Below are 14575 nucleotides of genomic sequence, written 5' to 3'. Positions count from 1 at the left end.
GTTACCGTTCGAACCCGCCCCACTGCATATCCGGGACGCCCCGCTCCGGGTGGGCTCGCGCGAAGGCGTTGAGCTCCCGGGCGGGCGGGCTCAGGATCGTGGGGTGCTCCAATTCCTCGCGAGCCTTGCTCAGCCAGTCGCGTGCCGCGACACTGGCCTGGTCCAGCTCAGCGCGCTCGTGCGGGGGAGCCGCGAGCCGCCGCTGATCGAGAAGCACAAGCTGCCGTTCGAACTCCTCCAGGGCGTCGCGAGTGGGTGTCGTAGCGTGCTTGAGATCGTCCGTGAACTCGTCGAAGAGCTTCTTGAGCGGGGTCGTGCTGTCCATGCTGATTGCCTCCCGACATCCAGCATCGCACCTGAACCTGCCTCGAAACGCTCGAATTGCGTTGGCCGGACAGCGGATTCGGGCCGACCGGGCGGCGAGCTCCTCGTCCTCGACATCGGTGAGGTCTTCGGCGTCGAGCCGGTCGCGGGGGCCCACGGCGCTCACCTGTGGGCGGCGACGATGGCAGCGCGGGTGAGGAGTCGGGTTCATCACCGAATTCGGGCATATTTCGCAAATTCCATGGTGTGTCTCATATCACAATTTTCGGCTCGCGCAGGCTCTGGATAACAACCGTCAGCGCTCCCACGTGCTTCTTTCGGAGCCAGCTATTCCCATTCGGGAAACATGCCAAATGAAGCGTTGGATTTCTGGGTTCGGGTGAATTCGCCGCGAACGCATTCGAACCCGTAAGCTTCCTTTCGTCGGGCGGATCAATCCTCCCGCAGGGAGGAAACGACCCGACGGGAAGGTCCCGATCACCGTGGGCAAGCACTCCCGCCCTACCGCTCCGACCAGGCGAAAGCTGCTGGAACGAACGAAGGCCACAGGTAGATCGCTCTACACTGTGGCCACCGCGCTGAACCTTCTTCTCGGGTGTGTAAGAAAAGCGCAGGAGTGGGGCTGGCTCTAACCAGTCCCGTGCTGTGGCTCCGGCTGCATCCGGAGCCACAGCATTTCCTGAAAAATTCTCACGGGGATCAGTCTACAGCAGAACGCATGAATTAATGAATTCTCCATTTCCGGGATGCGTTCCGATCGCAAATGATGGTTCCATTCGCGAACGCGGTTCCGATCGCAAATGATGGATCCATTTCCGGTTCCACGAATTCGCGGGGACGAGGTCGGCGACGCGGGCGAGGTACGGGTAGCGCCCGGAGGCGTCGGCGTCCACGGATTGCACGGTCGCCCGGTCGCCCTCGACCTCCAGGACCTCGAAAACGGATTGACCGTCGGCCACCAGCAACACTCGAACCGCGCCGAAATGTCCGAATCGGGTCGGGTGAAGGCGGTACCCGTCGCGACCGCGCCTCCCCGCCCGCCTACGACTCATAGCCGATGACTCTAACCGGGGTCGCGTTGCCTCTACGTCCGATTCGACGCAGCCCCCACCCGATCGGTTCCCCCACCTGCCAATCAGATCCAACTACCGCCGCCCGCTACCAGTAATTCGAGCCTCACACCTCTTGCTCCCTAGGTAACGATTCGATCACGCATGATCGGAGCGGGCGTAGCGTGGGTGGTGTGATGAGCCTGGCGAAGCTCTCCGCGGGCGACGGGTACGAGTACTACGTCCGCAATATCGCCACGCACGACGCGGACGAGCGCGGCCGCCAGGCGCTCGGGGACTACTACACCGAGCGCGGCGAATCCCCCGGCATCTGGCTCGGACCCGGACTCACGTCCCTGGGCCTGGCCGACCGGGATCCGGTGTCCGAAGCGCAGATGCGCGCGCTGTTCGGCGAAGGCCTGCACCCGAACGCCGACGCGATCATCGACGCCCATATCGCCGAGCAGATCGCCGTGGGCGCCAAGCCCAAGGACGCCATCCGGTATGCCCTCGCGCAGGCGACACTCGGGCGTCCGTTCGGCGCGTACGCCGTCGCCGCGGGCAGCTACCGGCACGAGTGCGCGAAGGCGTTCTCGACCTGGAACACCGAGCACGGCCGCCCCGAATCGGCGTCGGTTCCCGACGAAGAGCGTGCCCGGATCCGCACCGAAGTCGCCCTACGGATGTTCGAGACCGAGACCGGGCGCGCGCCGTTGAACGAGCGCGAACTGTCCGGGTGGGTGGCCAAGTCCTCGCGGCCGGCGACCAAGGCCGTGGCCGGATACGACCTCACCTTCTCCCCCGTGAAGTCGGTGTCCGTGCTTTGGGCGGTGGCCCCGCGTGAGGTCAGCGAAGCGGTCGAGGCCGCGCACCATGCCGCGATCCGCGACGCCTTGGACTACCTGGGAACCCACGCCGCCTACACCCGGGTCGGCCGGCACAGTGTCCGCCAGGTCGAGGTCGAGGGGCTGATCGCGACCGCGTTCGACCACCGCGATTCGCGTGCCGGGGATCCGGATCTGCATACGCACGTGGTGATTTCGAACAAGGTCCGCCGCCTCGATGGCGAGTGGGGGTGCTTGGACGGGCGCATGATCTACCGGCACACCGTGGCCGCGTCCGAGCTGTACAACACGCGCCTGGAGCAGCACCTCGAGCAGGCACTCGGGCTGGTGTTCGCCGAGCACGGCCGCGACGCGGGCCGCCGGCCGGTCCGCGAGATCGTCGGCGTGAACGCCGCGCTGTGTGCCGAATGGTCCAAACGCGCGGGCCGGATCACCGCGGATCTGGCGCGGTTGACCACGAAGTTCCAGGCCGATCACGGGCGCGAGCCGACCCCGGTCGAGCGCCTCAAACTCTCGCAGGAGGCCACCCTGGCCACCCGCACCGGCAAGCACGCCGCGCGTTCGCGCGCCGAGCAGCGCACCGACTGGCGCGCCGAGGCCGCCGCGGTGCTGGGCGGCGAACCCGCCGTGCACGCCATGGTTGATACCGCGCTGGGACAGCGGATCCCGGCCCGCGCGGTGATCGACCGGGCGTGGATCGAGGCCACCGCGGCGCGGATGGTGGCCACGATGGCCGAGGCCCGCGCGACGTGGCAGGCCCATCACCTGCGTGCGGAAGCCGAACGCGCCCTGCGCGGCACTGCCGCTCCCGACCGGTGGGAGCACCTGGTCCGAGAGCTCGTCGATACCGCGCTGTACCCGCCGTATTCGATTCCGCGCGCCGAGCTCGAGCTCGCCCCCGGCTCCGGGGTGCTGCTGCGCTCGGACGGCGCCAGCGTGTACAGCACCGCGGGCGCGATGTTGTACACCTCGCCGCAGATCGTGGCCGCCGAATCCCGGCTCATCGCGGCCGCCGGCCTGCGCGACGGCCGCGTCCTGGATCCGCGTGCGGTCGAGGTGGCACTGGTGGAATACGCGGCGAACAACCAAGGCCGCCAACTCAACCCGGGCCAGGCGGCCCTGGTCACCGAGTTCGCGACCTCGGGGGCGCGCCTGCAGGTGGCGATCGCCCCGGCCGGCACTGGCAAGACCACCGCGATGCAGGTCCTGTCCCGGGCCTGGACCGCCGAGGGCGGCAACGTGCTGGGCCTGGCCCCGACCGCCGCGGCGGCCGCGGTACTGGGCGAGGAGATCGGGGTCGAGACCGCGACCATCGACAAACTCGTCGACGTCCTGGCCCGCATCGACTCCGGGCGCCTGGCCGCCGCCGATGCCCCGGCGTGGGTGCGGTCCATCGACGCGGGCACGCTCGTGATCGTGGACGAGGCCGCCAAAGCCTCCACCCTCAAACTCGACGCGGCCGTGGACTGGCTCCTGCAGCAGGGGGCGAGTGTGCGGGCGATCGGTGACGACCGCCAGCTGGCCGCGGTCGCGGCCGGCGGTGTCATCCGCGATATCGTCGCCCACTCCGGCGCGGTCACACTCTCGCAGGTGATGCGGTTCGCCGATCCGGCCGAACGCGCGGCCAGTCTCGCTCTGCGCGACGGCGATCCGGCCGCCATCGCCTTCTACACCGACAACTCCCGCGTGCAGGTCGGCACACTCGGCGCGGTCACCGAGGCCGCATTCCGCGCGTGGGCCGCCGACACCGCGACCGGCCTGGACTCGATCCTGCTCGCGGGCACCCGCGACCTGGTCGCCGACCTCAACGCCCGCGCCCGTACCGCCCGCCTCGCCGCCGCCGACGGGCCGACTGGATCGGAAGTCGCGCTCGCGGACGGACTTCACGCCTCGGTCGGTGATCTGATCTGCACCCGCCGCAACGACTACCGGCTGCGGATCTCGAAGACCGATCACGTGCGCAACGGCTACCGGTGGAGCGTGCGCGAAGTCCACGACGACGGCGCGATCACCGCCGCGCACCTGGACTCCGGACGCTTGGTCCGCCTGCCCGCGAACTACGTCGCCGAGTCGACCACGCTCGGGTACGCGTGCACGATCGACACCGCCCAAGGTCTGACCGTGGACACCTGCCACGGCGTGCTGACCGGCCGCGAAACCCGCAACCAGGCGTACGTGATGCTCACCCGCGGGCGCGCCGGGAACTACGCCTACGTGTGCACCGCCGGCGACGGATCCGAGGCGAGCCTGTACACCGAGGCCGCGATCCACCCACCCACCGCCATCGATGTGCTCACCGACATCCTGGGCCGCGACGGCTCGGCACTGTCCGCGACCGGCCAGGCGCGCCTCGACGCCGACCCCCGCACCCGCCTCGCCGGTGTGGTCGACGCCTACGTCGACGCGCTCGGCGCGGTCACCACCGAACGCCTGGGCGCGGACTTCACCGCGCGCCTGGACGCGGCCGCCGAACGGCTGGTGCCCGAGCTGACCGACGCTCCGGCGTATCCGGTTCTGCGCCAGCACCTTTCGACCCTGGCCATGCACGGCCGCGATCCGATCGAAGTCCTAACCGGCGCCGTCGGCGCCCGCCAGCTCGACACCGCCGCCGACCCGGCCGCCGTACTGGACTGGCGCATCGACCCGACCGGCGCGCATTCGCGCACCGACGGTCCGCTGCCGTGGCTGCCCGCGGTCCCCGCCGCGCTCGCCGACGACCCCGAGTACGGGCAGCACCTGCGCGAGCGCGAGCAGCAGATCCGGGACCTGTGCGGGGACATCTTCACCACCACCCGCACCTGGACGGCGACCGATGCCCCACGATGGGCGCGACCGTTCGTCGAGACCGACGAGCAGCTCGTCGGCGCGCTGGCGATCTGGCGGGCCGCCCACGGCATCGGCGACCACGACCGGCGCCCCACCGGCCCGGACCGCTATCCGGTCGCCGAACACCGCGAGCAGCGCCAGCTCGATCGACGCGTGACACGTCATGTCGGGCCCGCCGACTCCGACGCCGTGCGGTTCACTCCCCTGGCCCGCCAGGTGGATCCGCGCCTGCTGGGCGACCCGTATTGGCCGGTGCTGGCCGCCGACCTGGCCCGCGCCTACGACGCCGGCCGTGATATCGGCACCGCTACCCGCGCCGCCGCCGACGCCCGGCCGCTCCCGGACGAGCAGCCCGCGGCCGCGCTGCGGTGGCGACTGGCCGCCGAACTCGACGAACACCGCAACGACGTTGCCGCGCAAGCGTTCACGCACGCCCTGCACCAGGTGCAGGCCGACCGGTGGCGTCAACTTACCGACGCCGAACTCGCCACCCGAATCACGAAGCTCACCGCCTCCACCCGGACCGACCGCATGCTCCACCTCTACAACCCGGACACCGGCCTCGGCACACACCGCCGTCTCGATGCGGTCATAGCCCTGTACGCCCAGCTCGACGCCCAGGCCGCCACGATCGCCGCCGCCCGCGCCGCCATGCGCGCCGAAGCCGACGCCGAGCAGGCCCTGCGCACCACGCGGGCCGAGATTGCCGCGCACGAACGCGACCAACAGGCCGCGCGATGGTGGCAGCGCGCCGACCGGGCCGACGCCGGCACCGAAATCGCCCGGCTGCGCGAGAACGAACAGACCCTCGACCAGCAGTGGCACACCGCCCGCGCCGCCACCCGGGCCGCCCGCGCCGAGGTGACAGTTCCCGAGCCCCAATGGGATCGCACTCTCGGCCAGGCCGCAGACCAGGATGCGCGCCTGGCCGCGATCGAGCAGGCCCGTGAATCCGATGCTCGCGCCCGAGCCCGGCACGATCAGCAGGAACAGCGCCACGAGCGCGACCTCCGAAGGCTCGATGCCGCCCACAACGAGTACCAGCGCCGCAACGCCCTCTCCCCCGAGGACCGCAGCGTGGAAGACCGCGCCCGCGCCCACCTGCACCCGCCCGAGCAGGCCACCGACCACCAGGCCGCCGAACAGGCGATGTCCCGAACCCACCACTACCTCCCGCAGATCCAAGGCCCCGAGATCGGTGGCGGGGGCATCGGAATCTGATGTCCCGGTACAGTTCCCGCGGCGACGTGGGGTTGCCTGGGTGCTTTTGCGGCGGGTTCCCGCAGGTCTATGTGGTGTGGGCGTCGCGTTGGTAGTGACCGCGGCGCGGGTGCCCCCGTGGGTGCTTTTGGGGTACCGGTAGTAGCTGCGCGAAAAACAACGGATATGGCCTGACGTTCGGTGTCGAAGTATCCGAGCGGCGGGTCGAACACGATGCTGTTCCCCTCAGGGTGGCCCGCTGATGCTGGTGGGCCTGGTTTGACCTTCGAGTTGGGTCGAAGGTTTAGGGTCGGCGGGTGGTGATGATGCGGATTTCCCAGCTGGCGGCGCGCAGCGGTGTGCCGGCGACCACGCTGCGGTTCTACGAGGACACCGGCCTGCTGATCCCCGAACGCACCGCGGCGGGCTACCGCCTCTACGACCAGGATGCGGTGGATCGGCTGGCGTTCATCGCCACCGCGAAACGGCTCGGGCTCTCGCTCGAGGAGATCGCCGAACTACTGCGTGTGCGCGATGCCGGGGCGTGCGGGCAGGTCAAGGCCGAACTGCGGCCGATGATCACCGCGCGGATCGCCGAGGCCGAACAGCGTGCCGCGGAACTGGCCGCGTACACCGCGAGCCTGCACCAGGCCCTCGCGCACCTGAACGAGTTGCCCGACCGCAGCCAGGCATGTGATCCGCACTGCGCGTTCCTGACCGACCGCGCCCGCCCGGTGACCCCTGCGTCGGCCTGACTTTTCGGGCGTCCACCGCTCGCGCCGAATCCGCTGCGGGCCAATCTTTTTCACCGATCGGAGTACTCGTTTGTCTTCCCCCGGCGTGGTCGCCCGTATGGAACACCACCAAGTCGCGATCTACCTCGCGGCCCTGGCCGTCGGCGCCGGGGCTGGGTTGGCGGCCCCAGGGGCGGGGCCGCGGCTCGAGCATCTGATCAACCCGTTCCTGGCCGCGCTGCTGTATGTGACGTTCCTGCAGGTCCCGGTCTCCCAGTTGGGGCGGTCGTTGCGGGCGGGGCGGTTCCTGGGTGCGGCGCTGGTGGTGAATTTCGTGGTGGTCCCGCTGGTGGTCGTGGCGATGTTCGTGTTCCTGCCGGCGGAGACCGCGGTCCGGGTCGGGGTGCTGCTGGTGCTGCTGACCCCGTGCGTGGACTACGTCATCGTCTTCTCCGGGCTCGCCGGCGGCGCGAGCACCCGGCTGCTGGCGGCCACCCCGCTGCTGCTGATCGCCCAAATGGTGCTGCTGCCGGTGTTCCTGCTGCTGTTCCTGGGTGAGGATCTGGCCGAGGTCGTCGAGGCCGGGCCGTTCCTGCACGCGTTCATCGTGCTGATCGTCATCCCGCTCACCCTGGCCTGGCTCACCCAAGCGTGGGCCGCGCGCGCCGAGTCCGGGCGGCGGGTCGCGGGCGCGGTGAGCATGGCGATGGTGCCGTTGATGGCCGCGGTCCTGATCACCGTCGTGGCCTCGCAGGTGCCGAAGATCGGTGAGGATCTGGGCCAGGTCGCCGCGGTGGTGCCGTTCTACGTGGTGTTTCTGGTGGTGATGGCCTTCGCAGGGAAAGCGGTCGCGCGACTGTTCGGCCTCGATGCCGCTGATGCGCGCGCGATCGTGTTCTCCGGCGCGACCCGCAACTCCCTGGTCGTACTGCCCCTGGCCCTGGCACTGCCCGACGCGCTCGCGGTCGCCGCGGTCGTCGTGGTCACCCAAACCCTGGTCGAGGTGATCGGCATGGTCGCCTACATCCGCCTCGTCCCCCGCCTGATCCCTACCCGCTGAACGGCTTCCGGGATAGGTCAGGCCGCGGTGCTCGCGCACCCGCAGGCCCTGGCCGGGGTGCCCTGCTCGTCGGATGCCGTCGTGGAGGCGCAGCCATCCCCGCAGCCACGGGTCCGGGCCCGCCACCGGGACCAGATCAACCCCACCACGCCGAGCCCGATCAGGGCGAATCCGAGTGGTTCGAGCCACGACAGGCTCACCAGCAGCGTGCCCCCGCCCAGCACACCGGCGGCGATGAGCAGCGGGACCGCGCAACAGCCCAGGCACAGCAGCGCCCCTGCCCCGATCGAGGCCCACCAGCGCCGAGTCTTGGTCTCAGCAGCCACAACGGCCTCCCTCACAGTCGTCCGAGTCACCGGTGCTGGTGCTCGGGTCGGGATCGAACGGGACAGGGCAGCACGGGGATTGGCTACACGCCAGCAGGTCCTCGCATCCCGCGGCCAACGCGGCGGCCAGGGTGTCGCGGACCGCGTGGAGTTCGGCGAGCTTGGCATCGACCTCGGCCAACTTCACCCCCACCCGCGCCCGCAACCCGGCGTCGGCGCGCCGACGGCCGCCGACGCGGGTGCCTTCGAGCAGGTCTGCGACCTCCTCGAGGGTGAACCCGAGGCGTTGGGCGGCCTTGATCACCCGCAGCACCGTCACCGAATCGGGTGGATACACCCGATGCCCGCCCAAGGTCCGATCCGGTTCGGCGAGCAGGCCCCGGCGTTCGTAGTAGCGCAGGGTCTGGGTGTTCACCCCGGCCGCGGCCGCGAGCTCGCTGGTCCGCAACCCGCTCACCGGCCGGTGCCGATCGCGGCCTGCGCGCGGGTGGCGAAGGCGTCCAGGACATCCACGTACGCCGGTGGCACACCGACCGTCATCACCACGCCCTCCGCGGTGGTGGTGAACTCGAAGGAGAAGAACGAGCAGCAGCTGCTCTCACGCCCGGCCAACTCCCTGGCCAGGGCCTGAGCGGCCGGGTCCACGACCACCTCCAGACGGGCCGGATCCGGCCGGCGGATACCGCGGGCCGAGGTGGTGAAGAACTGGTCGAACTCGGCGACCCGGATCGGCTGCTCCACGGTCGGCAGGGTGCATGCATCCGGCACCCAGTCGCCCTGAGCTGGTGAAATCATCATGAATCCACGGTAAGCCTGTACCCCGGTACAGGATGCAACCCCCAGATCACCCGATGCGGCGAGCAGCGCCATATCCGTTGTTTTCCGCGCGGCTACTACAGGAACCCCCTCTTCCGCGCCGGCGCGTAGACCCTGCGGGGAGGGCTGCCGCGCCAGCTCCGCTGGCTTGCCACCGGGCTCCGGGGCCCTGCTACGCGTCGGTTCTCGGAACCGGCTCGATGCTGTCGGCCGGTTCCCTGATACTGAGTTCGTGCCTAGAAGGGGGTAGCGGGATGCAGCAGTATCTCTGTCTGAATCCGGATTGTTTGTCCGAGTGGCATCCCTCGCCGACGTGCCCGTTTCCGCGCACGTCCAACCGTCCGACGCGGCCGCTGGTCTACCCGATGAACAGCGAGATCGAGGCCGTCGCGCCGTTCGTGTTCGTGTTGCTGCTCGCGCTCGGGTTCCTGGCGCTGGTGGTGCTGGTCATCATCTTCTGACCCCCGCTGATGGCCGCGGGCGTCACCGGCCGTGACCGTGATCGCGGTCGCGTCCGGGGTCGGGTGCCCGATACGGTGCCCGGTCCTGCCCGGTATCGCGGGGTTCGGATCTGGGCTTCCCTTCGCTCGTCGGCGGCTCGTCGACGGGGTGCAGGTTGATGTCCTCGCTGGCGTCGCGCTGGGCCGCCCACGCCCCGGGGCGCATCTGCCGCGTCCACCCGAACCGGCTCGGATCCACTCGACTGGTGCGCTGGTGTCCTGCGGGCGGCGTGAGTGGCGCCGCGGCCGCCGACGGCGGGGTGGGTGTGCTCAGGATCCGGCCCTTCTCGTCGTACTCCTCGCCCTCGAACCCGAACGCACGCTGATGCCGGCGGTGCTTGTCCCACGCATCGCGAGCCTTGGCGATCTCTCGCTCGTGGTGGTCGCGGTCCAGGCCGTCGACCACCACCGCGGCGCGGACCGCCGCCGCCCAGGCCGGGGACCCGGCCTCGCGCCGGTACGCGATCGCCGGGTCGATGCCGTCGGCACGCATGTGGACCTCGGTCAGCACGCGCCGCGCCTGCGAGGCCATCGCCGCGGCCGCGTGCGCGCGGTCGCTCGCATCGAGCATCCGCCGGAACTCGAGCAGGCATTCCACCAGCGCGGTCGCCAGCGCGACGCTGCCCGCCTGTTCCGATTGCATCGACCACAGCATCAGTGACACCGCCCGCAACCGGGTCCCGTGCGTGCCCGGGGTCCCGCGCTGGTGCGCGGGCTGCTGCCCGGCGCGCGCGAGCTGGCGCGAGAGCTGATCCAGCGGCCCGGGCCGGACCTCGGTGCGCACACTCAACGCCGCGACCGCCCCCGCAGACTGGCTCGCCGCCTGCGCCCACGCCGCCCGGTCCTCGACCGGGATCGTGCGCATATACCGCGACCACTGCCCCAACTGCTCGATCACCTGCGCCTGCGCGGCCGGATCCCGCGCTTCGGCACCACGCCGGGGCTCGCCACCGGTGCCCAGGCCGCGCTTCCACTCCGCGAGGGCGTCGGCGTCCGCACGCGGCCCGGACTCCCACGGTGCCCAGTCGCGCAGCGCGGACAGGGTCAGGTCCTTGGCCAGGCGCCCACCGGAGTACCAGATCGACTTCTCGCCCGATCCCGCCGCCGCGGGCAGGCGCACCGCGTACCCAGTCACTTCCTCGGTGCCACCCTGGGCAAAGCGCGGGCGCACCACGACCCCGGCCGCGCGCAGCTGGCGCAGCCAGTCGGCCTCGCTGCTCGCGGTCATCGCGGTCGCACGGACCCGCCGGCGCAGCGCTTCGCTCTCGGTCTCCGGCGCCCCGGTGCGTTCCTTGCGCGCGCGCTCGGCCTGGCTGGTCCCGCGTTCGGTGCCGCCATCCTCCCGCCCTGCCAGCACCCGCAGCCCGTACTTGTGCTCCAGCGCCCGGCACGCGGCCTGCGCCCGCACCTGGTCGCGGTAGGTGTCGATCAGCGACCCGTCCGGACGCACCGCGCCCACCGCCAGGTGGATGTGGTCGTTGCCCTTGCGCGAGAGCCCGTGATGCACCGCCGCCCACCGCGCATCGGGCACCTCGTCCTCACGCTGGGTGAAACCCATCTCGGCCATGAAGTCGTACGCGATCGCCGCCCACTTCTCGTCATCGAGCTGCCCCTCCCCGGCAGCCAGGGACAGCGAGCAGTGCCAGGTGTTCTCCTCCGAAGTCGCCGCCGCGAACGCCTCCGCCCGCGGCACACCCTCGGCCATCAACGCCTTGGCCTTGCGATGGCTCACCGCCAGCACCGGCTCCCCACGGCGCAGCAACTGGCGCGGGGAATCGAGCAGACGCGCGATCTCCACCGCCCGATCCACATCCAGGCGCCCGAGATACACCGACCGGGTCACCAGATCCCCCGCCAGCACCCGCTGGTTCGTGTGCTCGTCCGCCTTGCCCTTCCCGGCCAGATAGCGCATCAACCGCCGCATCGAGGCGGCCTTGTGCACCTTGGGAATCACGCGAAATCCCCCGGGCCCGCGTCCAGATCCTCCAACCAATCCTCCGGACCCTCATCCACCTCCACCGCCGGCGGCAACGCCGCCTCCGCCACCACCGGACCCAACCCCATCACCCACCGAGCCGCCGTCTCGGTCATCACCGCCGCCCGCGTCGCCGCCCGCACCGCCTCCTCGATCCGCTCGGGCAACTCCCGCTGCTGATGCGCGTACCGCGTCAACTGATTCAGGTTGTTCCACGCCCGCAACACCTGGGTCTGCAGATCCATCAACTCCCGCGCGGTATCCGCATCCCCCCGCGCGGGCGCCGCGCGCTCCAGCTCCCGCTCGACCAGCAGCCGCTGGATCGAGATCCCGCCGGCCGCCGCGGCGCGCGCGGACAGCTCGGCCTCCTCGGCGTCGGACAGCTTGAGCACGTGGCGGTGGGGTCGGCCCCCGGCCACGTTCCTGGCCCGCGATCGTTCGATCCCGGCCCGCGCGCTCCGCGATTCCCCACCCACGATCTGCCCCTTCCATGCCCAGCGCAGCGACCACCCGAAACCGGGTGGGGTGCCCATTGGGGCACCTAAATACTAACTTGCTCCGTCTGCTTCCGCTCTCAAAGTCACCGGAGCCAGGAAGCCGCGAGGCGAAGCGCGCCTGCGTGGGGATGGACTTCCGGAAATGCGTCAGCCCCGGCAGGTTCGGCCCGCCGGGGCTGACGCATTTATGCGGTGTGGTTAGTCGGCTGAGGCCGCGACGGCGGCTGCGACGGCGCGATCGACCGTCGAGTGCGGTAGACCGACGTGGTTCTCGGCTATGTCGTTGTTCGACATGCCTTGGGACTTGGCGATATAGATCCTGGTCAGCACGCGCAGCGGTTGTTTCGATCTGCCGCGCGCTCGTACTGCTCGTGCCAGGGACAGCGCTTCGGCGGCGATGAGCTCGCCGGTGAAGGGTCCGGGCCGGCGGTTCTGTTGGGTACGCACCGCGCCGCCCCGGGGCTGGGTCGCGGTGGATGAGGGGTGCGCATCATGCGCACTCCGGATCTCGAAGTGCGCACCCGAGCCTTCGTGACCGCTCTGTGCGTGCGCAGGGTGCGCAGCACTTTCTGCGCAGTGCGCATCCAGTGCGCGTCCGGGATCGATCGTGGGTGCGCATGCGCACTGCGCAGTGCGCACGAGGGGTGCGCATGCGCACTCGGGGGTGCGCACCCGTTCGCGGATCACGCCGGCAGGGGTGCGCAGTAGTCCCTCGACGTGGTGCAGGTGTTGGTCGACTTCACGCATCACCTTGTCCAGGTCGACCCCTTCGGGTGCTTCCAGTTGGCCGCGGTCGGCGAGCTTCCAGAGTTCGGCGCGCAGGTCCAGCACCCGCCGGTGCACGTCGTTCATCGCTGCGTCCTTCGTTCCAGGTCGATCACGTGTCCGCCGTTGGTCGCCAGCCGCGGCTGGCGCAGTGCACGGGCGTTGTTCAGGAGTTTGACCACCGTCCGGTAGTGCACGCCGGTGTCCCTGGCCACCGTCGACGGCGCGACGCCGGCCGCGGCGAGCTCCAGTACCGCGGTGACGTCTTCCACCGATTTCGTGGTCACCCCGCAGCGCACCAACTCGGCCGCCACGGTGCGCACCTCACGCGCACCGGCATGCGCATGCCGCGCACCCTGCGCGTCCTCGGCGCCGACAGGCTGCTCCACCGGCGGATGCGACAGCTGCGTCAGATCGAGAACTTGAGTCACCGCGCCCGCGTCCTGGTCCTCGTGCGCACCCTGCGCATCGACGGCCGGGACCGAGTGCGCACTCCCCTGCCCGGAGTGCGCATCCGCCTCCGCCGGGTGCGCACTCGGCTCCTCCGTGGTCGAGTCTGCGGGGCGAGCCGGAGCCTGCTCGTCCGCATGCGCACTCTCGATGTGCACTTCAGAGTGCGCATGCGCACCCGGGGTGCGCACCGGAGGGTGCGCATGCGCACTCTCGGCTGCCGTGGGGTGCGCATCGGGGGTGTGCACGGGCGCGGTCACGAGTTGAGCGAGCTCGTCGTCGAGGTCGATTCCGCCGCCCGGGCCCGGATCGGTCGGCGTGGTATCCGGCCGCGAGACGGATCGGGTGAGCGCGGCCAGGCGCGCGACGGTGTCGTCCTCGGCGTCGGCCGGCAACTGCGCGGAGGCCTTCGCGATCGCGGCGCCCATCCGCTTGGCGACGAGCGCGTGCGCGATGAGCGCGATGCCCATGGCGACCGGGGCCGCACCGTGGGCGGCGATGTCACGCCAATGCCAGCCGGTCGGGGTGTTCATGTACGGGTAGACGTTGAGGTAGATCGATCCCAGCAGCAGACCGATCTCGGTGACCCGGATCGCGGTGTCCCGCTCGGTGATCTCCCACCGCGCGACCGCGGAGCCGCTGACCATGAACGCGACCAGCACGACCGACAGGCCCGCCTCGAGGAAATAGCTCATCCAGAACAGGGGCTCGCTCGGGCCGCCGGGCGCGAGGTTCTGCTGCACATTGGTCGCCGACACCAGCATCATCGCCAGCACCACACCCGCCAGGGCGGCCAAGACCCGCTTCTTGACCCGGTACAGCGCGGCGAGCTGGGCGTGCGGGCTGGACTCGCGCCGCTGGCTCGCCAGCGCCCTGCGCGCGGTGACCAGGTCCCGCGCTTCGGCGCGCACCAACTCCGCGGCGGCTTTGCGGACTTCCAGGGCGGTGGCCTTGGCGGTAGCGAGGTCGGCGACCTGTTCGTCGCGCTCGTGCTCACGCACGGCCTCGGCGACCCCGCGCTCGGCGGCGAGTTCACGAACCGACCGCGCCTCGCGCAGCGCCGGATCGTATTGGTGCGCCAGGCGCCCGTACGCGGCCTGCACGCGGGCCGGTAGGTCCGCGGTCAGCAGCGGATCGTCGCCGTCGAGGACGGTGGCGGGTTTGCGACCGAACATCACCGGTCCCCCTTCTGGTTGGTCGTCGACGGT

At 70.5% G+C, this 14575-nt stretch carries 12 protein-coding genes; 4 read left to right on the top strand and 8 right to left on the bottom strand.

Features of this window, described 5'->3' with window-relative positions; all coding sequences use genetic code 11:
• Position 1 precedes the first annotated feature (1 nt).
• Positions 2–325, bottom strand: a complete 324-nt coding sequence (locus ACWDOP_RS00380) for a hypothetical protein (RefSeq protein ID WP_456343198.1) — start codon at positions 323–325, stop codon at positions 2–4.
• A 1245-nt stretch (positions 326–1570) separates the two neighbouring features.
• On the opposite strand from ACWDOP_RS00380, the gene mobF reads away from it, so the two are divergent.
• The 3 genes from mobF (at position 1571) to ACWDOP_RS00365 (ending at position 8038) form a co-directional block, all read left to right on the top strand.
• A complete protein-coding gene (mobF, locus tag ACWDOP_RS00375; RefSeq protein WP_456343197.1) occupies positions 1571–6265 on the top strand; it encodes a MobF family relaxase in 4695 nt (1564 codons plus the stop codon).
• A 305-nt stretch (positions 6266–6570) separates the two neighbouring features.
• Positions 6571–6999 carry a MerR family transcriptional regulator gene (locus ACWDOP_RS00370; RefSeq protein WP_456343196.1) on the top strand — a complete coding sequence of 143 codons (429 nt, stop codon included), beginning with the start codon at positions 6571–6573 and terminating at the stop codon, positions 6997–6999.
• A gap of 97 nt (positions 7000–7096) precedes the next feature.
• On the top strand, positions 7097–8038 hold the full coding sequence (locus tag ACWDOP_RS00365; RefSeq protein ID WP_456343195.1) for a bile acid:sodium symporter: 942 nt from the start codon (positions 7097–7099) through the stop codon (positions 8036–8038).
• Positions 8039–8055: 17 nt separating this feature from the next.
• Here ACWDOP_RS00365 and ACWDOP_RS00360 read toward each other — a convergent pair whose 3' ends face one another.
• The 3 genes from ACWDOP_RS00360 to ACWDOP_RS00350 are packed head-to-tail and all read right to left on the bottom strand — an operon-like array spanning position 8056 to position 9162.
• Complete coding sequence (locus tag ACWDOP_RS00360; RefSeq protein WP_456343194.1) at positions 8056–8364, bottom strand: hypothetical protein; 309 nt, start codon at positions 8362–8364, stop codon at positions 8056–8058.
• Entirely contained in the window at positions 8354–8821 is a 468-nt protein-coding gene (locus ACWDOP_RS00355; protein ID WP_456343193.1) for a MerR family transcriptional regulator, read from the bottom strand. Before ACWDOP_RS00355 ends, ACWDOP_RS00360 begins: the two co-directional genes overlap by 11 nt.
• The gene (locus ACWDOP_RS00350; protein ID WP_456343192.1) at positions 8818–9162 is read right to left on the bottom strand and encodes a hypothetical protein; all 345 of its coding nucleotides are present in this window, start codon (positions 9160–9162) and stop codon (positions 8818–8820) included. Before ACWDOP_RS00350 ends, ACWDOP_RS00355 begins: the two co-directional genes overlap by 4 nt.
• Before the next feature lie 272 nt (positions 9163–9434).
• Between ACWDOP_RS00350 and ACWDOP_RS00345 the strand changes: the two genes are divergently transcribed.
• On the top strand, positions 9435–9641 hold the full coding sequence (locus tag ACWDOP_RS00345) for a hypothetical protein (RefSeq protein WP_456343191.1): 207 nt from the start codon (positions 9435–9437) through the stop codon (positions 9639–9641).
• A gap of 22 nt (positions 9642–9663) precedes the next feature.
• On the opposite strand, the gene ACWDOP_RS00340 is transcribed toward ACWDOP_RS00345, so the two are convergent.
• The 4 genes from ACWDOP_RS00340 to ACWDOP_RS00325 form a co-directional block, all read right to left on the bottom strand.
• Positions 9664–11634: a relaxase/mobilization nuclease domain-containing protein gene (locus tag ACWDOP_RS00340; RefSeq protein WP_456343190.1), complete on the bottom strand. Its 1971-nt coding sequence runs from the start codon at positions 11632–11634 to the stop codon at positions 9664–9666.
• A complete protein-coding gene (locus ACWDOP_RS00335; protein WP_456343189.1) occupies positions 11631–12047 on the bottom strand; it encodes a hypothetical protein in 417 nt (138 codons plus the stop codon). Before ACWDOP_RS00335 ends, ACWDOP_RS00340 begins: the two co-directional genes overlap by 4 nt.
• A 303-nt stretch (positions 12048–12350) precedes the next feature.
• Positions 12351–13004: a hypothetical protein gene (locus tag ACWDOP_RS00330; RefSeq protein ID WP_456343188.1), complete on the bottom strand. Its 654-nt coding sequence runs from the start codon at positions 13002–13004 to the stop codon at positions 12351–12353.
• A complete protein-coding gene (locus ACWDOP_RS00325; protein WP_456343187.1) occupies positions 13001–14542 on the bottom strand; it encodes a hypothetical protein in 1542 nt (513 codons plus the stop codon). The genes ACWDOP_RS00330 and ACWDOP_RS00325 overlap by 4 nt, the downstream gene beginning before the upstream one ends.
• Positions 14543–14575 lie beyond the last annotated feature (33 nt).

This window comes from Nocardia sp. NPDC003693 (assembly GCF_053981095.1).
This window is presented reverse-complemented; position numbering and strand designations above follow the sequence as displayed.